We start from the raw sequence: 21,764 nt of genomic DNA on the forward strand, positions 1-21,764 counted from the left end.
ACCCAGGGAAGTGAGAAACGAATTCTTGGCACACATTGCGAAACGCATTCCCATCAAACGATGAAAAGGACTTCGCAATACCGCCTCAGCTAAGCAACGTGGGGCTCAGACGCCGCTTACCTATCTCTGGGCCTTGGCGCGCGATGACCGGTCATGGGGCGGGGCAGGCAGACCCGCCCGGCGTCGTCTTCGAATGGCTGCAGCTGCAGCGTCGGCGCGTATCTGTGAAGTCGCGCCTCGGCGAGAAACTGGCCTTTATCCACCGCCACTGGGACGGGTTGCAGACCTTCCTGCGCGACGGCCGTGTCGAGATCGACTCCAACAGCGTCTAGAACCTGATCCGCCCTATCGCCCTGACCCGCAAGAATGCGCTCTTCGCCGGCCATGACGAAGGCGGTCGATCCTGGACGCGTAGAGCCTCACTGATTGCCACCGCAAAGATAAACAGCGTCGAACCCTCCGCCTATCTCAAGGCGACCTTGGAAGCCGTCGCCGCCGGTCATCCGCAGGCAGAAATCGACAAACTGCTGCCTTGGAACTTCAAGCCATCAAGCTGAAAGAAGGTGCGCCTCAAACACCGATTCCAGAGGATCAGGCGCAGAACCTACCGGACGCGAAGAGGCACGGCAGGACGTGTTCGATTACATCGAGATGTTCTACAACCCGATGCGCAAGCACGCGAGGAACAGGATGCTGTCACCCGCCGAGTTCGAACGGCAGCACGTGTTGAGACGTGAGGGCGTCCACGAAACTGCCGGGCTATTCAAACTGCGGCGACCGTGATCAATGTTATTCTACAACTTGACCGGTTCTAAGATCTATCCACCGACTTCCGGCTGTCACAACATTCGCTAATCGTTCCTGTCCTGTCCTTACGCGTTTGGCGAAAGACGTCTGAGTATGAGAGATAATTTTAAAAAATGTGAAGTTTGACGGAGGCAGATGTGCCATTTCTGCCAGCGCAGGCGCTCTTTCATTAGCGCCCACTTCCACTCTTCGATCCGTCCGCCCCTCGGCACAACGCCGGGGGGCGGTTTCTTCGCTTTCTGAGGACCCTTGATCGGCTAAGCTGCTTCCTCGGCGCGGCGATGTCTCCGCAGGCCGAAGAAGCTACCCAATGCGGCCAGAAGCAAAATGGCGGGGGCAGGCAGCGGCACGGGTGCCGGCTGTTGCATTTCCTCAGCCGCCAAGGTGAAGTTGACCGGGTTCTGCCCCGTCAGGTGAACCAGGACGAACTTGTTTGCCCACTTGGTGAAGTCGAAGGTCCAGGTCGCCTGTGGTTGGTAGGCATCAATGTTGAACGTGTGCAGCGTCTCTCCGCACCAGCCGCCGCACTTCGTCGGATCATCGACAGCAAGAATGGAACCGCCCGCTTGATAGCTGCAGCCGGACCAGTTCCCGTTTCCGCAAGGCGTCGCATAGGGCGCCTCGAAGGTCAGGGTTTGCTGACCCGAGAGTTGACCGACCCACTTGTCACCCTGGTGAAGAGTGGCTGCTGAGGCAGGAGTGCCGAGCAGCGCGGCAAAGGCGATGGCAAGCTTCATTATGAGCTTCCTTTAGGTGATGGAGAGAAAAGAACGGACAAAACTGCGGTTGATGTAGCTGTGAACATCGATCCGAGTCGACTTGGCCTTTCGGGCAGCTATCGAAGCCGATCTGCCTCCCGCCTTGAAGGCGTGCCGCGCCCCTCCGTGACTAGCGGACACCACAATGTATGCAAGCTTAGGCTGTGTTGACAAAAGGGATTCACAGGTCGCGCTGATCATGGTTCAAGCTGGTATCTGCGATGGAGACCAAATTCGCACGGGACCTGATGCCGGACGAGGAGTGGCGTTCCATGAACGCTCCATCCTGGCCGTCCGCGCGCCGAACGGGCGCAAACCCCTGAACCATCGTCCTGTTCTGGACGGCATTTTCTGGATCGCACGGACGGGATCGCGTTGGCGCGACCTGCCCGATGAGCTCGGCAAGTGGTCCAGCGCCTACCGCCGGTTTCGTGCGGAAGTCACGGAAGCTGCGCGTGGCTGTCGACCGCAAGCTCTACCGGCTGCGGAACCTTGTCGAGCGGTGCTTCAACAAGCTCAAGAACGCCCGCCGCGTCCCCATCCGCCACGATTAAACCGCAAAGATCTTCCCGGGCTTCATCGACATCACCTCGATCCGCCTCTGGATCCGCCATTTGTCAACATGACCTAGTGTCCGTGAAATGGCGGCAACAGATCTTGCGCAGCGTCTTACATTTCGAGCGCAGTTTGTCCTGTAATCTCTACATGTCAGGATGTCGGCGAGTGACGATTTTCATCGCAATCTAAATTTCGTGCGCCTGCCATTTCGCCACACCCGCAACATGGTGGCTGATAGCAAAGCCCGTGATCAGGCGCGAGAGGGCAAACGCGCCTGCAGCACACGAAGTGCAGCCGGGACTGCTTCGGGCAGATCGTCGGCGATCAGCCCCGGGCCGAAGTTACGTGCCGCCGTCGCATGGGCCAGCACGGCCGCAGCGGCAGCGTCAGGGGTGGCGAAGCCCCTGGCCAGCAGGCCGACGATAAGCCCGGCCAGAACGTCACCCGCCCCGGCGGTTGCAAGCCAGGGCAGGTCGGCGGCGGAATGGACAAGCACGCGGCCAGAGGGATCGGCGATGACCGTGTCCGGTCCCTTCAGCAGGACGACCGCCGAGGATCGCGCGGCGGCCTCGCTCGCCGCGTCGATGCGCGAACAGGCGGGCCCTTTCAGAACAGGCTCCTTCAACTGTTCGGCCACGTCCGGGAAGAGACGCGCGAACTCTCCTGCATGCGGCGTCAGAATGCAGGCCGGGTGCAGATCCTGGAACGGCAGACGTCGCTGCGAAAGGGCGGTGATCGCGTCGCCATCCAGCACGGCCGGGCGGCCCGAGCGCAGGACGACCGGCAGCAGGGCTGCCGCCCGATCCACGCCGCATCCCGGGCCAATGCAGATGGCCGAGATGCGGTCGTCCCGCAACGTCGCCGCCAGATCCGAAGCGTCGTCCAGCGGGTGCCGCATCAGCGCGTCCGGCGGACCGGCATGCTCTGCCAGTGCGTCGGCCGGTGGGCAGATCGTGACAAGCCCCGCCCCGATCCTCAGCGCGGACCGGGCCGAGAGGCGCGCGGCGCCGCCCTTCCAGCGGCCGCCAGCGATGATCAGCGCGTGGCCGTGGTCGAACTTGTGTCCCTGCCGCTTCGCCAGATCGGCGCCGATGACCTGCCGCAGATGCGAAGGCGCCTGCGGCAGACCGATATCGGCCACGACGACATGCCCGCAGAGCAACGGCCCCTGACCCAGAAGATGCCCGGGCTTCTTGCAATGAAATGTCACTGTCAGGTCGGCCGCTGCCGGTGTGCACGACCGGGAGATGACCCGACCGCTGTCAGCGCAGAGGCCGCTCGGGATGTCGACCGCCACCAGGTGCGATGCCGTCCGCAGCGCCGCGATGAATGGGGCCAGGGGATCGATCGGACGATCCAGCCCGATGCCAAGCAGGGCATCCACAGCCAGATCGGCTCGTCGGGAAATGCGTGTGGGATCGTTGAAGACGCCACCTATGGCCCGCCAGCGGTCGTGGTTCAGACGGGCGTCCGGCCGCAGCTTTGTGGGGTCGTCGGCGAGCAGCACCTCGACCCGCCACCCCATCGCCGATAGCAGCCTCGCGATCACGAACCCGTCGCCGCCGTTGTTGCCCGATCCGCAGAGGACCAGGGCGGATCGATCACCGCTGGACACAAGATCGGGCCATTGCGCCAGAATCGCCTCGACCACCCGCTTTCCTGCGCGCTCCATCAGCAAGACACCAGAAACTGCCCCGGAACCGATCATGCGGGATTCGATGGCGCGCATTTGGGCGCTGGTGCGGATTTCGCAGGTTTCGAGCATCGGAGTTGCCTATTTAACGATCAACGTGAGCAAAAAATGAACAGTTGGCAGGGGTCCTGCCGTTCTGGCTTGCTCAGACGGTGCTGGCTCATTTACGCCACCCACCAAACGCGCCAATCAGTCTTCAGGCAAGCCGCGAGGAAGGATCAATTGCGATGAAGAAGATCGAGGCGATCATCAAGCCGTTCAAGCTGGACGATGTGAAGGAGGCGTTGCAGGAAGTCGGCGTGCAGGGCCTTTCCGTTACCGAGGTCAAGGGCTTCGGTCGCCAGAAGGGACATACGGAACTGTATCGCGGCGCCGAATACGTGGTCGATTTCCTGCCCAAGGTGAAGATCGAGATGGTGCTGCCCGACGACCAGGTCGACGCCGCCATCGAGGCCATCGTGGGCGCCGCCCGCACCGAGAAGATCGGCGACGGCAAGATCTTCGTCCTGCCCGTCGAACAGGCGATCCGCATCCGCACCGGCGAAACGGGCGACGACGCGGTCTGATCGCGGCCCGACAGAACAACACAAAATCTCTGCACCCGGTCGCCACGGCCGCCGGGTCGCAACTACGAAGAGAGGGAAGAGATGGAAATCAAGGACGTCTTGAAGCTGATCGAGGATGATGAGGTCGCCTATGTCGACGTCCGCTTCACCGATCCCAAGGGCAAGCTTCAGCATGTGACGCTGGACGTCGATCTGGTCGACGAGGACTTCTTCGAGGAAGGATTCATGTTCGACGGAAGCTCGATCGCGGGCTGGAAGTCGATCGACCAGTCGGACATGAAACTGATCCTGGACCCGGCGTCGGTCTATATCGATCCGTTCTATGCCGAAAAGACGCTCTGCGTGCACTGCAACGTGGTCGAGCCCGACACTGGTGAACCTTACAGCCGTGATCCGCGCGGCACCGCCGCCAAGGCCGAGGCCTACCTCAAGTCCTCGGGTATCGGCGACACCGCCTATTTCGGCCCCGAGGCCGAGTTCTTCCTCTTCGACGACGTGCGCTATTCGGTCACGCCGCAGAAGGTGTCGTTCCAGATCGACGCCGCCGACGCCGCCTGGAACACGGACACCGAATACGAGATGGGTAACCAGGCCCACCGCGCCGGCCACAAGGGCGGCTATTTCCCGGTGAACCCGATCGATGCGGCCCAGGACATCCGCGGCGAGATGCTGACCACCATGAAGCGCATGGGCATGAAGGTCGACAAGCACCACCACGAGGTTGCCAGCGCGCAGCACGAGCTGGGCCTGATCTTCGGCGGCCTGGTCGAGCAGGCCGACAACATCCAGAAGTACAAGTACGTCATCCACAACGTCGCCCATGCCTATGGCAAGTCGGTGACGTTCATGCCCAAGCCCATGAAGGGCGACAACGGGTCGGGGATGCACGTCAACATGTCGATCTGGAAGGACGGCAAACCGCTGTTCTCGGGCGACAAGTATGCCGACCTTTCGCAGGAGGCACTGTGGTTCATCGGCGGCATCCTGAAGCACGCCAAGGCGCTGAACGCGCTGACGAACCCCGCCACCAACAGCTACAAGCGCCTGATCCCCGGCTTCGAGGCCCCGGTTCTGCGCGCCTATTCGGCCCGCAACCGGTCGGGCTGCGTCCGGATCCCGTGGACCGAAAGCCCGAAGGCCAAGCGCGTCGAGGCCCGTTTCCCCGATCCGGCGGCCAACCCCTATCTGGCGTTCGCGGCGCTGCTGATGGCCGGGCTGGACGGCATCAAGAACAAGATCGATCCGGGCCCCGCGTCGGACAAGGACCTCTACGACCTGCCGCCGGAAGAGCTGGCGGAAATTCCGACCGTCTGCGGCAGCCTGCGCGAAGCGCTGGAAGAGCTGGAGAAGGACATGGACTTCCTGCTGGCGGGCGACGTGTTCACCCGCGACCAGCTGGAAGGCTATATCGCGCTCAAGTGGGAAGAGGTCTACGCATACGAACACACGCCGCATCCGGTGGAATACCAGATGTACTACAGCTGCTGATCCTTCGGCAGCCGGAACGGGAAAGGGCGGTCGCAGGACCGCCCTTTCTTCGTCATTCGGCCGCGATGCCGGTGCGGACGGGATAGTCCGTATAGCCCTCGGCACCTCCGGCATAGAAGGTCGCGGCGTCCTGCTCGTTCAGCGGCAGGCCCTGGCGGAAGCGCTCCGGCAGGTCGGGTGTCGCGATGAAGTCGCGGCCGAAAGCCACGGCATCAGCGCGATCCTGGTCCAGCAGGTCCTGCGCCGTCTCGCGCGTCAGCCCCTCGTTCGCGATGACGGGTCCGCCAAAGGCGGCGCGGATGGCGTCCAGCAGGCTGTCCTCGGCCACATGCTCTCGCAGACACAGGAACGCCAGGCCGCGCCGGCCCATCTGCCGGGCCACATGCGTAAACAGGGCCCGCGGATCGCGGTCGCCCATGTCGTGCCCGTCGCCCCTCGGCGCAAGGTGCAGGCCGACGCGGTCCGCGCCCCAGACGCCGATGACGGCATCCGCGATCTCCTCCAGCAGGCGCGTCCGGTTCTCGATGCTGCCGCCATAGGCGTCGTCGCGCCGGTTGGCGCGGTCCTGCAGGAACTGGTCGATCAGATAGCCGTTGGCGCCGTGGATCTCGACACCGTCGAAGCCTGCGCGGCGGGCGTTCCCGGCGGCCTTGCGAAACGCCTCGACGACGCCGGGGATCTCTTCGGTGCCAAGCGCGCGGGGGGTCACGTAGGGCCGCTTGGGGCGCAGCAGACTGACATGGCCGCCGGGCTGGATGGCCGAAGGCGCGACCGGCAGCTGCCCGTCCAGAAGCTGCGGGTCCGAGATGCGCCCGACATGCCACAGCTGCAGGAAGATCAGCCCGCCGCGTTCGTGAACGGCCTGGGTCACCTGCGACCAGCCGGCCACCTGCTCGTCGTTCCAGATGCCCGGCGTCGCCTCGTAACCCACACCAATGGGGGTCACGCTGGTGGCTTCCGACAGGATCAGCCCGGCGCCCGCACGCTGGCGGTAATACTCGGCCATCAGGTCGTTCGGGACGCGCTTGTCGCCGGCGCGGCTGCGGGTCAGGGGCGCCATGACGATGCGGTTTCGAAGCGTCACCGCCCCGAGGGTCACCGGCTCGAACATCGAGGACATTGGGATTTCCTTCAACTGAAACTAGGGCAACAGCAACTGTGTGCAGAGTCTGCAGATTTCAAGCCGGACGCGAACTGTCACATCGGCGTCAGCCGCGCGAAACCTTCGCGGTTCAGGGCGCGAAGCGCTTCCCTCGGGGAGGATCTGCCAGTATCCGGAAAACATGGATATCGTTCTGCTGACTACCTTCACGGCCTTCCTGTTCCTGGTGATCGCTGCGGCCGAACCCTTGTCGGCGCGCCTGTCGCTGCCCTTCAGCGTGATGCTGGCCGCGATCGGAATCCTGATCGGCGGCGGCGCGATCTTCGTGCTGCGGACCGAACTGACCGATACCCTGAACCCGATCGCCGAGGGCATCCTGTCGCTTCCGATCCGCTCCAGCGTCTTCATGTATGTGTTCCTGCCGACGCTGATCTTCCAGGCCACGCTGGAGATGAACATCAGACGGATGCTGGACGACTGGGTGCCGATCCTGACGCTGGCCGTGGTCGCCGTCGTCGTGGCCACGCTGACCATCGGCTTCACGCTGTCCTGGATCAGCGGGTTGCCGCTGATGGTCTGCCTGCTCATCGGCTCGATCGTGTCGACCACCGACCCCTCGGCCGTCGTCAGCATCTTCCGGTCGCTCTCCGCCCCCAAGCGCCTCGCGCGGATCATCGAGGGCGAGAGCCTTTTGAACGACGCGGCCGCCATCGCGCTCTTTGGCCTGTTCATGGGCTTCGTCATGATGGGCGTTCCCAACCCCAGCCTCGGCGAGGCCGTGGGCCAGTTCCCCTCGCTGATCTTCGGCGGCGCGCTGGCGGGCTGGCTGGTCGCACGCCTTGCCCTGATCCTGATGAGCCTGTTCGCCCGCTTCGAGACGGCGCAGATTTCCGTCTCGGTCGCGGTGCCGTATCTTGCATATATCGGCGCGGAGCGGTTGGCGGGCGCGTCGGGCGTCGTGGCGGTCGTGGCCGCCGGTCTGACGCTGAACTTCATGGGACCGGGCCGCTTGGCGCCTGGCTTCTGGGTCAACCTGCGCGAGATCTGGGGCCTTCTGGCCCACTGGGCCGGGGCGCTGATCTTCATTCTGGCCGCGCTGCTGATCCCGCGCCTGCTGGTGGAACTGCGGCTGACGGACCTCGGCTTTGTCGTCGTCGTGGTCGTGGCAGCTTTCGTCGCCCGCGCCATCATCCTGTTCGGACTGCTGCCGCTGTTGACGGCGCTGCACCTGTCGCCGCGCATCCAGCGCCCCTATCGCGTGGCGATCATGTGGGGCGGACTGCGCGGCGCTGTCACCCTGGCGCTGGCGCTGGCGGTGACCGAAAGCCTGCGCGTGCCGGTGGAAACCAAGCGGCTGGTTGGCATCGTCGCCACCGGGTTCACGGTCTTCACACTGATCGTGCAGGGGACGACGCTGCGCTGGGTGATCGGGCTTCTGGGACTGGACAAGTTGTCGCCGCTGGATCGCGCGCTGTCGAACCAGGTCGTTGCCGTCGCCCTGCAGACGGTGCGGGAGGGGGTTGCTTCGGCGACCGAAAACTATGACCTGACACGCGAAACCGTCCGCTCCGAGGCCAAGCGCTTCGGCGCCCGCCTTGACGAGGCGGTCGAGCGCGCCGAGGCCGAGGACAACGCCGAGATCTTGGACCGCGATCGCATCACGCTTGGCCTGATCGCGCTGGCGGGCCACGAACGAGAGGTGATCCTCCAGCGTTTCCGCGAGCGCGCGATTTCGGCCCGGCTGTCGGAACAGGCGCTGTTCGACGCCGACCGGTTGATCGAGGGCGCACGGTCCGGCGGACGGACCGGCTATCAGCGGGCGGCGCGGTCCAGTCTGCGCTATGGCCCGGCCTTCCGCTTTGCGGCCTTTCTGCGCAATCGCCTCGGCATGCCGGGGCAGCTGGCGCGGATGACCGCAGACCGGTTCGAGAAGTTGCTGGCCAAGCGGTTGATCCTGCGCGATCTTCACGGCTTCATCGACCGGCGTATCCGCCGCATCCACGGCCGCCGCGTGGCCGAGCTGCTGCACGAAATGCTCAACCGCCGGATCGAGGCGGTGGACACCGCGCTGGAGGGTCTGCGCCTGCAGTATCCCGGCTATGCCGAGGAGCTGGAGCGCCGCTTCATCCGCCGCACAGCGCTGCGCCTCGAGGAACGCGAATACGCGGCGATGCGCGAAGACGGGCTGATCGGGTCCGAGGTCCACACCGAGCTGATGGCCGACATCGCCCGCCGCCGCGCGGCGACCGAGGGGCGGCCCAAGCTGGACTTGGCGCTGAGGAAGAACGACCTGGTGCGCCAGTTCCCGCTGTTCGCCGACCTTGACGACGGCGAGATGAAGCGCCTCTCTCGGGCGATCCGCACACGCTATGTCAATGCGGGCCACATCATCACCCGCAAGGACACGCCGGCGCGCACGGTCTTCTTCGTGGCCTCTGGCGCGGTCGAGCAGGAAGTTGCGGGCCAGTCGATCCGGCTTGGTCGGGGCGAGATGTTCGGGCAGATGGGCGTCCTGACCAGCCGCCTCCGCCGGGCCGAGGTCCGAGCGATCACCCCCACCAGCCTTCTGGTGCTGGACGAAGTCGACTTTCGCCGCGTGCTGAAGCGCTCGGCCGCACTGCGCGAGGCGGTCCGTGCCAGCCTGACCGGCAAGGCGGCCGGGCAAGAGGTGCTGCGCCTGCCCGAGATGCAGATCGACGCCCCGCTTGGCGAGGCGCGGGCGGCAGGCTAGACAGGCGACCTGAAGATCACGACCGAAGGGTTCCCCATGGACGCCGCCCAGACCGCCAGCCGCATCGCCCGGCAGATCGCCACCGAAATCGCGGCCACGCCCGCCCAGGTCAGCGCCGCGGCGGGGCTTCTGGACGGCGGCGCCACCGTGCCCTTCGTTGCGCGATACCGGAAGGAGGTCACCGGTGGTCTGGATGACACGCAGCTGCGCACCCTGTCCGAACGCCTCGGCTATCTGCGGGAGATGGAGGCACGCCGCGCGGCGATCCTGGGCTCGATCCGCGATCAGGGCAAGCTGACCGACGATCTGGCCCGCGCCATCGCGGTGGCCGAAACCAAGGCCGCGCTGGAAGACATTTACCTGCCGTTCAAGCCCAAGCGCCGCACGAAGGCGATGACCGCTCGCGAAAACGGGCTGGAGCCGCTGCTGCGCACCATCCAGTCCGACGCATCGCGCGACCCGTCGGCGCTGGCCCGCGATTTCGTGCAGGGCCCCGTCGAAACGCCCAAGGCCGCCTTGGACGGGGCGCGCGACATCCTGGTCGAAGAGCTGTCCGAAAATGCCGAGGTCTTGGGCAAGCTGCGCGACTTCATGCGGCGCGAGGCGTTCATCTCGGCCCGCGTGGTCGCGGGGAAAGACGAGGCGGGCGCCAAGTTCAGCGACTATTTCGACCATCGCGAAACCTGGGCCGGCATCCCCGGCCACCGCGCCCTGGCAATCCTGCGCGCCGCCAGGGAGGAGGTGGTGACCATCGACATCTCGCCCGATCCCGAGACGGGGGCAGCGCGGGCCGAGGGGATCGTGGCGCAGGGGCTGGGGCCGGTCGGGCAGGGGCCGGGCGCGGACTGGCTGCGCGGTGTCGCTGGCTGGGCCTGGCGGGTGCGGCTGTCGAACACGATGTATATCGACCTGCTGACCGATCTGCGCAAGCGCGCCCATGACGAGGCAATCGCGGTCTTTGCCCGCAACCTGCGCGACCTGCTGCTGGCCGCGCCCGCGGGGCCGCGCGCGACGCTGGGAATCGATCCAGGCATCCGCACCGGCTGCAAGGTTGCGGTCGTGGACCAGACCGGCAAGCTGCTGGACACGGCGACGATCTATCCCTTCCAGCCCAAGAACGACCTGCGCGGCGCCGAGGCCACGCTGCTGGCGCTGATCGCGCGCCACGGAATCGACCTGATCGCCATCGGCAACGGCACCGCCAGCCGAGAGACGGAGCGCCTTGTGGCCGAGGTTCTGAAGCACCTGCCGAAAGGCGTGAAGGCGCCGACCAAGGTAATCGTGTCCGAAGCCGGGGCCTCGGTCTATTCGGCGTCCGAACTGGCTGCGAAGGAGTTCCCCAACCTCGACGTGTCGCTGCGCGGCGCGGTGTCCATCGCGCGGCGCCTGCAGGACCCGTTGGCAGAACTGGTCAAGGTGCCGCCTCAGTCCATCGGCGTTGGCCAGTACCAGCACGACGTGGACCAGCGACAGCTGGCCAAGTCGCTGGAAGCCGTGGTCGAGGATGCGGTGAACGCTGTTGGCGTGGACCTGAACACGGCCTCGGCGCCGCTGCTGGCGCATGTGGCGGGGCTGGGGCCGTCGCTGGCGCAGGCCATCGTGACGCATCGCGACGCGCAGGGCGCCTTTCGGTCGCGGGCGGCGCTGAAGAAGGTCGCGGGGCTTGGACCGCGGGCATTCGAACAATCCGCGGGTTTTTTGCGCATCCGCGACGGAGACGAGGCGCTGGACGCCTCGGCCGTCCACCCCGAGGCCTATGGCCTGGCGCGCAAGATCGTCGCCGCCTGCGGCCGCGATCTGCGCGCGGCCATGGGCGACGGCGTGGTGCTGAAGCGCCTGAAGCCAGAGGATTTCGTGACCAGCGACTTCGGCCTGCCGACCGTGCGTGACATCCTGGCCGAACTTGAGAAGCCCGGCCGCGACCCTCGCCCCGGCTTCGTCACCGCCAGCTTTGCGGATGGGGTCGAGGACATCAAGGACCTGCGCCCGGGCATGCAGCTGGAAGGAACCGTGACCAACGTGGCGGCCTTCGGCGCCTTCGTCGATGTCGGCGTGCATCAGGACGGGCTGGTCCATGTCAGCCAGCTGGCCGACCGCTTCGTCAAGGACCCGCACGAGGTCGTCAAGGCCGGCGACGTGGTCCGCGTCCGCGTGACCGAGGTGGATGTGGCCCGCAAGCGCATTGGCCTGACCATGCGCAAGGATGGTGGCCAGGCACCCGCCGAGGCCCGCTCGAAGCCGCAAGGCAAGCCGCGGGCCGCCAAGGCCGCGCCGCCGCAGGCCGGGCAGGGCGCCTTCGGATCGGCCTTGGCCGACGCCTTGCGCAAGCGCTGAAAGGGACAACGATGACTGCTGCCCCGACTGTGTTGGACGACGCCGACCACCGCGCTTTCCTGATTGCCGATGCGCATCGCGCGCTGGATTTCTTCGACGCGAGCCAGGATCCCGATGGCGGTTTCCGGGCGCTGGACCACGACGGCCGCCCGCTGCCCCGCGACCTGCAAGAGCTGCACACGACGACGCGGCTGGTCCACTCCTATGCGCTGGCGCAGCTGGCAGGCAGGCCAGATCGCGCCGGCATCATCGACCGGGGGATGGATGATCTGTGGAACCGCCACCGCGACCCGGACCACGGCGGTTACCTCTGGTCGGTGACGAGCGACGGCATCGGCGACGGGACCAAGCTGGCCTACGGACATGTCTTCGTCCTGCTGGCGGCGTCTTCGGCCCGAATGGTCGGGCATCCCGACGCGGACCGGCTGCTGAACGACATCCGCAACGTGCTGGACCGCCACTATTGGGACGAGGATGCGGGGCTTTTCCGTGACGAGTTCACGCGCGACTGGCAGGTCTTCTCCACCTATCGCGGCATGAACGCCAACATGCACGGGGTCGAGGCGCTGTTGGCAGCGCACGAGGCCACGGGCGAGGCAGTCTTTTTGTTGCGCGCCGGTCGCATCCTGAACTTCTTCATCGGGGGACAGGCCGCCGCGAACGGCTGGCGCATCCCCGAGCACTACGACGACAGCTGGCAGCCTGATCACGGCTATGCTGGCAATCCGATGTTCCGTCCCGCCGGAACGACGCCCGGCCACAGCTTCGAAATGGCGCGCCTTCTGCTGCACTGGTGGGACCTGGCGGGCCGGCCCGGCACGGATGCGCCGCAGCAGGCGCGGGCGCTTGTCGGGGCGGCGCTGGCCGATGCCTGGGATCAGGATCGCGGGGGCCTTGTCTATACCTTGCGCGACGGCCGGGTGGACAACGCCGCGCGCTATTGGTGGCCGGTGACCGAAGCCATCGGGGCGCTTGCCGCCCTGATCAAGCTGGATCCGTGCCCCGAGGACGAGCGCTGGTACCGCAGGCTCTGGTCCTTCGCCGACCGGCATCTGGTCGACCATCGGCGGGGCGGGTGGGTCCCGGAACTGGATGCAGCGGACCGACCGTCGGCTGCGCAGTTCTCGGGCAAGCCCGACATCTACCACGCGCTGCAGGCGGACCTGCTGCCGCTGGTGCCCGATCTCTCGCGCCAGGGGGCGGCGCTGGCCCGGCTTCAACCGCTGCGGGCGGCGCACGACTGATCCACGGCCCGGGCACTTGACAGGCCCCGGCAAGCTTGCCAACCGTGACGAATGCGGCGCGCCCGCGACCTGCCTCGAAAGTGACTTCCTTGCCGAACAAGATCGCGCCTGCCGATCCGCGCAGCGCCAACCCGGACCTTCGTGCCCTGGACCTGCTGGCAGGTTCCGAAGGTGCCTTCGCGCTGTCCATCCTGAACAGCTCGCCCGACTGCATCAAGCTGATCGAGCTTGACGGCCGCGTCAGCTTCATGAACAGCAACGGCGTGGTCGCGATGGAGATCGACGACGCCAGCACCATCGAGGACCGGCTCTGGACCTCGATGTGGCCCGAGGAGCAGCGCAGCATGGTCGAAAGCATGATCCTGGCCGCGCGTCGGGGTGAGATCACCACCTTCGAAGCCTATCGGCCCACCTTCACCGGCACGCCCCGCTGGTGGCATGTGACCTCGGCCCCGGTTCGCGGGCTTTCGGGGCAGATCGAACGCATCGTCTCGATCTCTCGCGACATCACGGCAACGGTGACGGCACGTCTGCGGCTGCAGGAAGAGGTCGCGGAGAAGGACGCCGCACTGGCCCGGCAGAAGATCCTGCTGGGAGAGATCGACCACCGGGTCAAGAACAGCTTCGCTGCCGTCATCGGCCTATTGCGGCTGCAGGCGCGCACCCACGCGGGCAGCGACGCGGGCAGCCTGCTGGCCGAGGCCGCAAGCCGCATCGTGACCCTGGCCCGCGTGCACGAGCAGCTGCATCTGGACCCAGGCGCGGGACGGCTGGAGTTGTCCGAATATCTCTCGTCGCTGGCCAAGGATCTGTGCGGGGCGCTGAACTGCCACCTCGACATCGAGGTCGAGCTGTCCGGCCAGGTCCAGTCGAGTCCCTCGCAGGCGGCGGCGATCGGCCAGATCCTTGCGGAGCTGATGGGCAACGCCGTCAAGCATGGCGGCCCAGACCGCCAGACGCGGATTGTCGTGCGCCTGTCGGAACGCCGCGGCAAGCTGGTCCTTTCGGTCGAGGATGACGGCCCTGGGCTTCCCGACGGCTTCGACCCGGCGCGGTCGCGCGGCCTGGGCATGCAGATCTGCCGCATCTATTCGACCGAGATGGGCGGCGATCTGAATTTTCGCGCCTCGGCGCTTGGCGGTGCTGCCGTCGACGTGTCGCTGGTCATCGAGCCTCCGGCACCGGGTACGCCCGCTTCGATGGGAACCGATCCCGCCCCGCGCGATTGAGCAGCGCAAGCGCCGTTCACGACACCGCCAGTTCAGACAGGAGCCGCCGATGCGGATGAAGATAGACGTTGCTCTCGACTATCGGCTGGCTGCGCCCGGCGCCGCCATCCTGGTGGTCGAGGCCGCGGGCGTGGCGGGACAGGTTCTGTCCGACACGCGCATCGACGTTAAATCGCCCAGCCACCTTGCCCGGGTGACCGCCGAAGAAGGCATCGGTGAGCGGCTGGTGATGCGGCTTGAGGACCGGATGGCCTGCACCTATTCCGCGATCGTCGAGGTGACGCGCCAGCGACCCGACATGGCCGCGCTGCAGGCCGTCGAGGTCGAGCACATGCCGGCCGACGCGCTGCGCTATCTGCTTCCGTCGCGCTATTGCGAGAGCGACCGGTTCGCGAACTTCGTCGCCTCGCGCTTCGGGATGCTGACGGGCGGCGCGAAGGTGGCCGCGATGCGCGATTGGGTCGAGGGGCACCTGGACTATGTCGCCGGCGTCAGCGACGGAAACACCACCGCCGCCGACACCTATCTGGACGCGCGTGGGGTGTGCCGCGACTATGCCCACCTGCTGATCGCGCTTTGCCGGGCGGGGCAGATCCCCGCGCGGATCGCAAGCGTCTATGCGCCGGACGTCGAGCCGCAGGACTTCCACGCCGTCGCCGAGGTCTTCCTGTCCGGAGAGTGGCACCTGGTCGATGCGACCGGCATGGCCGAGGCCGACGAGATGGCGCTGGTGGCCGTCGGCCGCGACGCCACGGATGTGGCCTTCCTGACGACGATTCCCGCCGCCGAGCTGCGGACCCAGACCGTCAAGGTCACGCGCCTCGGCTAGAGCAGCGCCAGCGCGACCAGCAGGAGGCCCGACAGCGTGACCGCCCGGCGATAGAACGCGATGCCGCGCCACAGGTCCTGCACTGTCGGGTCGGGGGCCGCGCCGTTCAGCCACGGCTCATTGGCGATGCGGTCGGCATAGACGCGCGGACCCGACAGCCTGACATCCAGCGCGCCAGCCATCGCCCCCTCGGGCCAGCCTGCATTGGGCGAGCGGTGGGCGGCCGCGTCGCGCCAGGCGCAGCGGATCGCGCGGCCACCGCTATGACCCGCGGCCAGCGCGATCAGCCCCGCCGACAGTCGCGCCGGGACCAGGTTCGCCACGTCGTCCAGGCGTGCGGCGACCATGCCGAACGCCTCGTGCCGTGGCGTGCGGTGGCCGATCATCGAATCGAGCGTGTTGACCGCCTTGTAGGCCGCGATACCCGGCAGCCCCGCCACCGCAGCCCAGAAGAGGGGCGCGAGGACGCCGTCGCTGGCGTTCTCGGCGAGGCTTTCCAGGCTGGCGCGGGCTAGTGCGGCTTCATCTGCCCGGCTGACGTCGCGGCCGACGATCATAGTCGTTGCATGGCGCGCCGCCGCCAAGTCGCCGCGCCCCAGCGGCAGGGCAACGGCGCGCAGGTGGTCGTGAAGCGACCGCGCCGCCACCAGCGGCCATGCCAGAACGCCCGCCACCCAGGCGCCCAACCACGACTGGATCACAATTGCCGGCACGATGGCCGCCGCGACGACCACGGCGACCGCCAGCGCGCCCTTGGCCCGTCGGCCCGCGCCGGCGTTCAGCCTGCGGTCCAGCACGTCGATCAATCGGCCCAGCCAAGTCACCGGGTGGCCGATCCGGCGGAACAGCGCCCCGGGCCACCCGATCAGCGCGTCCAGCAAAAGCGCCAGCGCCGCGACCAGCGCCATCAGCTGTCGCTTCCGATGTTCACGGCCTCGACCGACCATTGATCGCCGATGCGGTTCAGCACGGTCATCGACAGGGGCGCCACCGCGAAGGACAGTGCCACCGCGCCGACGACCATGGACAGCGCCGCACGGACGGTACCGGCATGGGCGATCAGCAGGCTGTCGCGGTCGAGCGACTGCAGCACGGGGATCACGCGTGCGGCCATGTCGTCGAAGCTCTCGCCGCCATCCGGGCGGTGCCGCGCGAGTCGGTCGGGGGGCAGCTGGCCAAGGTCGGGGATCCGGTCGGGAGGCAGATCCTCCCACCGGCCGAAATCCTGTTCCCACAGCGACGGCTCCAGCCGGTCGGGGACAAGACTAAGCGCCTCGGCCGTCTGTCGGCAACGCAGGGCGGGGCTGGCGATCACCTGGGTGGGTGCGCCGATCCTGCCGCGTTGCCGGGCCAGCGCCGCAAGGTTGCCGCAATTCGCCGCGACGTCGCGCCGGCCAACCATCCGGCCGTCGGGAACGCAAGGCGCGTGGCGCAGGATTGTCAGCCGCATGGATGCTCTGCCCGTTCAGGTTCGCGTCTTCTTGGCAATCATCGTCGCGCAAGGCAAGCCCTGCCGCTTGACGCAATCGCGCCGGACGCGCAGCCTGTGCTTGACGGGCGGGCGTGGCCTGCTCTATGGAAATGAACAAGCGTTCAATAACCGGGGAGGGGGATCGCGATGTTCACGCGGGGCATGGAATTCGATCTGGGCGAGGATGTGAACGCGCTGCGTGACATGGTGCACCGTTGGGCGCAGGACCGCGTCGCGCCGCTGGCCTCCGAAGTCGACAGCACCAACGCCTTCCCGAACGAGCTGTGGGCCGAGATGGGCGAGCTTGGCCTTTTGGGCATCACCGTTCCCGAGGAATGGGGCGGCGCGGGCATGGGCTACCTGGCCCACGTGATCGCGGTCGAGGAGATCGCCCGCGCCAGCGCCAGCGTCAGCCTGTCCTATGGCGCGCATTCGAACCTCTGCGTGAACCAGATCAAGCTGAACGGGACCGACGAACAGAGGGCAAAATATCTGCCGGACCTGTGCAGCGGCAAGGCCGTGGGCGCACTGGCCATGTCCGAGGAAGGCGCGGGCAGCGACGTCGTCGGCATGAAGCTGCGGGCCGAGAAGCGCAATGACCGCTTCGTGCTGAACGGCAACAAGTACTGGATCACCAATGCGCCCGACGCGCAGACGCTGGTGGTTTATGCCAAGACCGATCCCGAAGCGGGGTCAAAAGGCATCACGGCCTTGATCGTCGAACGCGGCATGTCCGGCTTTTCCACCGGCCCGCATTTCGACAAGCTGGGAATGCGCGGATCGAACACGGGCGAGTTGATCTTCGAGAATTGCGAGATCCCGTTCGAGAACGTCCTGGGCGAGGAGGGCCGGGGCGTTCGGGTGCTGATGTCGGGCCTGGACTACGAGAGAGTGGTCCTGTCCGGCATCGGCACCGGCATCATGGCGGCCTGCCTGGACGCCGTCATGCCCTATGTGGCCGAGCGTCGACAGTTCGGCCAGCTTATCGGGTCGTTCCAGCTGATGCAGGGCAAGATCGCCGACATGTATGTCGCGCTGAACACCGCGCGCGCCTATGTCTATGAGGTGGCGCGGGCCTGCGATGCCGGCAAGGTAACCCGCCAGGACGCGGCGGGCGCGGTGCTTTATGCCAGCGAACAGGCGATGGTGCAGGCGCATCAGGCCGTTCAGGCGCTTGGCGGGGCGGGGTTCCTGAACGACAGCGCGGTCAGCCGCCTGTTCCGCGACGCCAAGCTGATGGAGATCGGCGCCGGCACCAGCGAGATCCGCCGCATGCTGATCGGCCGCGAACTGATGGGGCTGGTCTGATGCGCCCCCTTCTTGTTCTGGCCCTGTCCGCCGCGCCCGCTTTTGCCCAAGGCGGCTTCGATCCGGCCCCCGTCAGCGACTGTCTTGCAGCCGAGGGTGGCCGCGACTGCATCGGCCTGGCCGCCCGGGCCTGCATGGAGGGTGAGGGCAGCCAGACGACCCTGGGGATGAACCAATGCTACGCGGACGAACGCGACCTTTGGGACGGGCGGCTGAACGACGCCTTCGGGTCAGCGATGCAGACGCTGCCACCGGTCCGCGCGGAAGCGCTGCGCGAGATGCAGCGCGCATGGATCGGGTATCGGGACGCCGCCTGCGCCTATGACGCGGCCCGCTATGACGGCGGCAGCCTGGCGGGGACCGTCCGGCTTCAATGCCAGATGCAGCTGACGGCCGAGCAGGCGCTGCGGCTGCAAGCCTCATTGGCCGAGGACGGCTGATGACGCGGCTGCTGAGTCATGCGGATTACGACCGCCTGCGAGCCGAGTTCCGCTGGCAGTTTCCCGCGCGCCTGAACATGGCGGATCAATGCTTGACGCATGATCGGGACCAGGTGGCGATCATCGAACATGACGGCCAAGCGCGGCAGGTGACGTATGCCCAGCTAACGGCGATGACCGACCGGCTGGCGCACGCATTGGATGCAGCCCCGGGTGACCGCGTCGGCATCCTGCGCACTCAGTCGGCCTGGACCGCTGCGGCGCATCTGGCGGTGTGGAAGTCGGCGGCGATCGCTGTCCCGCTGTTCAAGCTGTTCGGCCCCGAGGCGCTGGCGCTGCGGCTGGAGGATGCGGGCGTCCGGACCGTCATCACCGACCCCGAGGGGCGCGCGATGCTGCAGCCCTTTGCGCATCTGCGCATCATCGTCCCCGAGGATGGGCTGCCAGATGCGGGGCCGTTCTCGACCCGTGCCACCGGCCCCGAGGATCCGGCGGTCATCATCTACACCTCGGGCACGACGGGCGCGCCCAAGGGGGCGCTGCACGGGCATCGCGTCCTGACCGGCCACCTGCCGGGGGTCGAGATGAGCCACGACCTGCTGGGCCAGCCCGGCGACGTGATCTGGACCCCGGCCGATTGGGCCTGGATCGGCGGGCTGTTCGATGTGGCCATGCCGGCGCTGGCGCTTGGCGTGCCCGTGGTCGCGGCGCGGATGCCCAAGTTCGATCCTCGGGCCGTGGCGCAATTGATCGAGGATTGCGGCATCCGCAACGTGTTTTTCCCGCCCACGGCGCTGAAGATGCTGAAGGCTGCCGACATCCGCCTGCCGGGGCTGCGCAGCGTCGCATCGGGCGGAGAGACCCTGGGGGCCGAGATGCTGGCCTGGGGGCGCGGTGCCTTTGGCCTGACGATCAACGAGTTCTATGGCCAGACCGAATGCAACATGGTCGCCTCCAGCAGCGCGGCGATGTTCCCTGAATGCGCGGGCGCCATCGGACGCGCCGCGCCGGGATTCGACGTGCAGGTCATCGACGACAGCGGCCAGTCCACGGCTGCCGAGGGCGACATCGCCATCCGTCGCGGCGCGGGCAGCATGATGCTGGGCTACTGGCAAAAGCCCGAGGCGACGGCCGCAAAGTTCCGGGGCGAGTGGATGGTGACCGGCGACCGTGGCGTGATCGAGGACGGGTACATCCGCTTCGTCGGGCGCGACGACGACGTGATCACCTCGGCCGGATACCGGATCGGGCCATCCGAGATCGAGGATTGCCTGCTGCGTCACCCCGCCGTGGCGCAGGTCGGCGTGATCGGCAAACCTGATCCCCTGCGCACGGAAATTGTCAAGGCTTACATCGTGTTGCGGCAAGGATATGAACCATCGGATGAACTTGCGGCCACGCTTCAGGCCCATGCCCGCAGCCAGTCCGCCGCCCATTCCTATCCGCGAGAGATCGCCTTTCTCGACGCCCTGCCGATGACCGTGACCGGCAAGGTCATGCGCCGGGAGCTGCGCAAGCTGGCCATGACCGAGGAGACCCCGACATGAAGCTGACCTCGACCGCGCTGCCGTCCTCGGACCAGTTCCGCGCCAATCGCGATGCGCATCTGGCGCTGCTGGACACCGCGCGGCAGGCCGCCGAGGCCGCCGCGGCCGGCGGCGGCCCCAAGGCGATGGAGCGGCATGTCAGCCGGGGCAAGATGCCCCCGCGCGAACGGGTGGCGAACCTGCTGGACCCCGGCAGTGCGTTTCTGGAAATCGGGGCGACGGCGGCACATGGGCTTTATGACGGCGCGGCACCCTGTGCGGGCGTCATTGCGGGCGTGGGCCGGGTGCATGGTCAGGACGTGATGGTCGTGGCCAATGACGCCACCGTCAAGGGCGGCACCTATTATCCGATGACAGTGAAGAAGCACCTGCGCGCACAAGAGATCGCCGAGGTATGTCACCTGCCCTGCGTCTACCTGGTCGACAGCGGCGGCGCGAACCTGCCCAACCAGGACGAGGTCTTTCCCGACCGCGACCATTTCGGGCGCATCTTCTTCAATCAGGCCCGGATGAGCGCCAAGGGCATCCCGCAGATCGCCGTGGTCATGGGGTCCTGCACGGCGGGCGGCGCCTATGTGCCGGCGATGTCGGATGTGACGATCATCGTGCGCGGGCAGGGCACGATCTTTCTGGCAGGCCCGCCCTTGGTCAAGGCCGCGACCGGAGAGGTGGTCACGGCCGAGGATCTTGGTGGCGGCGACGTTCATACGCGCCTGTCCGGCGTGGCGGACTATCTGGCCGAGGATGACGCCCATGCGCTGGCACAGGCGCGGCGCTCCATCGGCAACCTCAACCGCCGCAGGCCGGACACGGTGCTGTGGCAGTCGCCGGAACCGCCCGCCCATGACCCCGAGGAGATCCTCGGCGTCGTGCCGGCCGACCTGCGTACCCCCTACGACATCCGCGAGGTGATCGCCCGCATCGTTGACGGGTCGCGCTTCGACGAGTTCAAGGCCCGCTTCGGCGAGACGCTGGTCACTGGCTTCGCCCATGTCGACGGCTGCCCCGTCGGCATCGTTGCCAACAACGGCGTCCTGTTCAGCGAGGCCGCCCAGAAGGGCGCGCATTTCATCGAGCTGTGCAGCGCCCGCAACATCCCGCTGGTCTTCCTGCAGAACATCACCGGCTTCATGGTCGGCCGCAAGTACGAGAATGAGGGCATCGCCCGCCACGGCGCAAAGATGGTCACCGCCGTCGCCACCACAAATGTGCCCAAAATCACCATGCTGGTCGGCGGCAGCTTCGGGGCCGGCAACTATGGCATGGCGGGTCGGGCCTATTCACCGCGCTTCCTGTGGACCTGGCCGAACAGCCGCATCAGCGTGATGGGCGGGGAACAGGCGGCGGGCGTGCTGGCCACCGTGCGCCGCGAGGGGATCGAGCGTCAGGGCGGCACCTGGCTGCCCGAGGAGGAGGCCGAATTCAAGCGCCCCACCATCGAGATGTTCGAGCGGCAGTCGCATCCGCTTTATGCCTCGGCGCGGCTTTGGGACGACGGCATCATCGACCCGCGCAAGTCGCGCGACGTGCTGGCCCTGTCGCTGCGCGCGTCGCTGAACGCGCCCATCGAGCCGACGCGCTTCGGCCTCTTCCGGATGTGAGCGGTGGCGGTGCACTGGGCGGAGTTCTTCACGCAAAGACAAGACGGCAGGCGTTCGC

Annotated in this window: 16 protein-coding genes and 3 pseudogenes; 14 read left to right on the forward strand and 5 right to left on the reverse strand. The window is 66.9% G+C overall.

Annotated elements, in window-relative coordinates; translation table 11 throughout:
- Window positions 1-194: 194 nt before the first annotated feature.
- Together OC159_RS01710 and OC159_RS01715 are read left to right on the forward strand one after the other, a co-directional pair.
- Window positions 195-557: pseudogene (locus OC159_RS01710) on the forward strand (IS66 family transposase); the annotation flags it as partial.
- Window positions 558-584: 27 nt separating this feature from the next.
- Window positions 585-783: pseudogene (locus tag OC159_RS01715) on the forward strand (IS3 family transposase); the annotation flags it as partial.
- A 281-nt stretch (window positions 784-1,064) separates the two neighbouring features.
- Here OC159_RS01715 and OC159_RS01720 read toward each other — a convergent pair.
- Window positions 1,065-1,544, reverse strand: a complete 480-nt coding sequence (locus OC159_RS01720) for a hypothetical protein (RefSeq protein ID WP_265499430.1) — start codon at window positions 1,542-1,544, stop codon at window positions 1,065-1,067.
- A gap of 242 nt (window positions 1,545-1,786) precedes the next feature.
- Between OC159_RS01720 and OC159_RS01725 the strand changes: the two are divergent.
- Window positions 1,787-2,191: pseudogene (locus OC159_RS01725) on the forward strand (transposase).
- 182 nt (window positions 2,192-2,373) lie between these two features.
- Here the strand turns inward: OC159_RS01725 and OC159_RS01730 are convergent.
- Window positions 2,374-3,888, reverse strand: coding sequence for an NAD(P)H-hydrate dehydratase (locus OC159_RS01730; RefSeq protein WP_265499431.1), 1,515 nt, complete (start codon window positions 3,886-3,888; stop codon window positions 2,374-2,376).
- A 155-nt stretch (window positions 3,889-4,043) separates the two neighbouring features.
- On the opposite strand from OC159_RS01730, the gene OC159_RS01735 reads away from it, so the two are divergent.
- Together OC159_RS01735 and glnA are read left to right on the forward strand one after the other, a co-directional pair.
- Window positions 4,044-4,382, forward strand: coding sequence for a P-II family nitrogen regulator (locus tag OC159_RS01735; RefSeq protein ID WP_265499432.1), 339 nt, complete (start codon window positions 4,044-4,046; stop codon window positions 4,380-4,382).
- Window positions 4,383-4,463: 81 nt separating this feature from the next.
- Window positions 4,464-5,870 (forward strand): type I glutamate--ammonia ligase, encoded by a 1,407-nt coding sequence (glnA, locus tag OC159_RS01740; protein ID WP_265499433.1) that lies wholly within the window; start codon window positions 4,464-4,466, stop codon window positions 5,868-5,870.
- 52 nt (window positions 5,871-5,922) lie between these two features.
- On the opposite strand, the gene OC159_RS01745 is transcribed toward glnA, so the two are convergent.
- Entirely contained in the window at window positions 5,923-6,990 is a 1,068-nt protein-coding gene (locus tag OC159_RS01745) for an alkene reductase (RefSeq protein WP_265499434.1), read from the reverse strand.
- Between the two features lie 163 nt (window positions 6,991-7,153).
- On the opposite strand from OC159_RS01745, the gene OC159_RS01750 reads away from it, so the two are divergent.
- The 5 genes from OC159_RS01750 to OC159_RS01770 all read left to right on the forward strand — a co-directional run bounded on the left by OC159_RS01750 (window position 7,154) and on the right by OC159_RS01770 (window position 15,339).
- Window positions 7,154-9,703 carry a cation:proton antiporter gene (locus OC159_RS01750; RefSeq protein WP_265499435.1) on the forward strand — a complete coding sequence of 850 codons (2,550 nt, stop codon included), beginning with the start codon at window positions 7,154-7,156 and terminating at the stop codon, window positions 9,701-9,703.
- A 36-nt stretch (window positions 9,704-9,739) separates the two neighbouring features.
- Window positions 9,740-12,037 (forward strand): Tex family protein, encoded by a 2,298-nt coding sequence (locus OC159_RS01755; protein ID WP_265499436.1) that lies wholly within the window; start codon window positions 9,740-9,742, stop codon window positions 12,035-12,037.
- Window positions 12,038-12,048: 11 nt separating this feature from the next.
- Complete coding sequence (locus OC159_RS01760) at window positions 12,049-13,281, forward strand: AGE family epimerase/isomerase (protein ID WP_265499437.1); 1,233 nt, start codon at window positions 12,049-12,051, stop codon at window positions 13,279-13,281.
- An 89-nt stretch (window positions 13,282-13,370) separates the two neighbouring features.
- On the forward strand, window positions 13,371-14,510 hold the full coding sequence (locus tag OC159_RS01765) for a sensor histidine kinase (protein ID WP_265499438.1): 1,140 nt from the start codon (window positions 13,371-13,373) through the stop codon (window positions 14,508-14,510).
- Between the two features lie 49 nt (window positions 14,511-14,559).
- Window positions 14,560-15,339 (forward strand): transglutaminase-like domain-containing protein, encoded by a 780-nt coding sequence (locus OC159_RS01770; protein WP_265499439.1) that lies wholly within the window; start codon window positions 14,560-14,562, stop codon window positions 15,337-15,339.
- Here the strand turns inward: OC159_RS01770 and cbiB are convergent.
- Window positions 15,336-16,247 carry an adenosylcobinamide-phosphate synthase CbiB gene (cbiB, locus tag OC159_RS01775; RefSeq protein ID WP_265499440.1) on the reverse strand — a complete coding sequence of 304 codons (912 nt, stop codon included), beginning with the start codon at window positions 16,245-16,247 and terminating at the stop codon, window positions 15,336-15,338. The genes OC159_RS01770 and cbiB overlap by 4 nt on opposite strands.
- Window positions 16,247-16,789 carry a histidine phosphatase family protein gene (locus OC159_RS01780; RefSeq protein ID WP_265499441.1) on the reverse strand — a complete coding sequence of 181 codons (543 nt, stop codon included), beginning with the start codon at window positions 16,787-16,789 and terminating at the stop codon, window positions 16,247-16,249. Before OC159_RS01780 ends, cbiB begins: the two co-directional genes overlap by 1 nt.
- Window positions 16,790-16,957: 168 nt before the next feature.
- On the opposite strand from OC159_RS01780, the gene OC159_RS01785 reads away from it, so the two are divergent.
- Genes OC159_RS01785 through OC159_RS01800 form a run of 4 tightly spaced genes read left to right on the forward strand, consistent with a single transcriptional unit; the run spans window position 16,958 to window position 21,706 of the window.
- Window positions 16,958-18,118, forward strand: coding sequence for an isovaleryl-CoA dehydrogenase (locus OC159_RS01785; protein WP_265499442.1), 1,161 nt, complete (start codon window positions 16,958-16,960; stop codon window positions 18,116-18,118).
- Complete coding sequence (locus OC159_RS01790) at window positions 18,118-18,558, forward strand: lysozyme inhibitor LprI family protein (protein ID WP_265499443.1); 441 nt, start codon at window positions 18,118-18,120, stop codon at window positions 18,556-18,558. The genes OC159_RS01785 and OC159_RS01790 overlap by 1 nt, the downstream gene beginning before the upstream one ends.
- Window positions 18,558-20,105 carry an AMP-binding protein gene (locus OC159_RS01795; protein WP_265499444.1) on the forward strand — a complete coding sequence of 516 codons (1,548 nt, stop codon included), beginning with the start codon at window positions 18,558-18,560 and terminating at the stop codon, window positions 20,103-20,105. Before OC159_RS01790 ends, OC159_RS01795 begins: the two co-directional genes overlap by 1 nt.
- A complete protein-coding gene (locus OC159_RS01800) occupies window positions 20,102-21,706 on the forward strand; it encodes a carboxyl transferase domain-containing protein (protein WP_265499445.1) in 1,605 nt (534 codons plus the stop codon). Before OC159_RS01795 ends, OC159_RS01800 begins: the two co-directional genes overlap by 4 nt.
- Window positions 21,707-21,764 lie beyond the last annotated feature (58 nt).

Source organism: Paracoccus beibuensis (genome assembly GCF_026162625.1).
Taxonomy (GTDB): Bacteria; Pseudomonadota; Alphaproteobacteria; order Rhodobacterales; family Rhodobacteraceae; genus Paracoccus; species Paracoccus beibuensis.

Bases quoted from the DNA above. Each gene is read 5' to 3' on its own strand.
- OC159_RS01795 (WP_265499444.1), top strand. From the start codon at position 18,558: ATGACGCGGCTGCTGAGTCATGCGGATTACGACCGCCTGCGAGCCGAG.
- OC159_RS01730 (WP_265499431.1), bottom strand. From the start codon at position 3,888: ATGCTCGAAACCTGCGAAATCCGCACCAGCGCCCAAATGCGCGCCATC.
- OC159_RS01735 (WP_265499432.1), top strand. From the start codon at position 4,044: ATGAAGAAGATCGAGGCGATCATCAAGCCGTTCAAGCTGGACGATGTG.
- OC159_RS01800 (WP_265499445.1), top strand. From the start codon at position 20,102: ATGAAGCTGACCTCGACCGCGCTGCCGTCCTCGGACCAGTTCCGCGCC.
- OC159_RS01750 (WP_265499435.1), top strand. From the start codon at position 7,154: ATGGATATCGTTCTGCTGACTACCTTCACGGCCTTCCTGTTCCTGGTG.
- OC159_RS01780 (WP_265499441.1), bottom strand. From the start codon at position 16,789: ATGCGGCTGACAATCCTGCGCCACGCGCCTTGCGTTCCCGACGGCCGG.
- OC159_RS01790 (WP_265499443.1), top strand. From the start codon at position 18,118: ATGCGCCCCCTTCTTGTTCTGGCCCTGTCCGCCGCGCCCGCTTTTGCC.
- OC159_RS01755 (WP_265499436.1), top strand. From the start codon at position 9,740: ATGGACGCCGCCCAGACCGCCAGCCGCATCGCCCGGCAGATCGCCACC.
- cbiB (WP_265499440.1), bottom strand. From the start codon at position 16,247: ATGGCGCTGGTCGCGGCGCTGGCGCTTTTGCTGGACGCGCTGATCGGG.
- glnA (WP_265499433.1), top strand. From the start codon at position 4,464: ATGGAAATCAAGGACGTCTTGAAGCTGATCGAGGATGATGAGGTCGCC.
- OC159_RS01720 (WP_265499430.1), bottom strand. From the start codon at position 1,544: ATGAAGCTTGCCATCGCCTTTGCCGCGCTGCTCGGCACTCCTGCCTCA.
- OC159_RS01785 (WP_265499442.1), top strand. From the start codon at position 16,958: ATGTTCACGCGGGGCATGGAATTCGATCTGGGCGAGGATGTGAACGCG.
- OC159_RS01745 (WP_265499434.1), bottom strand. From the start codon at position 6,990: ATGTCCTCGATGTTCGAGCCGGTGACCCTCGGGGCGGTGACGCTTCGA.
- OC159_RS01770 (WP_265499439.1), top strand. From the start codon at position 14,560: ATGCGGATGAAGATAGACGTTGCTCTCGACTATCGGCTGGCTGCGCCC.
- OC159_RS01760 (WP_265499437.1), top strand. From the start codon at position 12,049: ATGACTGCTGCCCCGACTGTGTTGGACGACGCCGACCACCGCGCTTTC.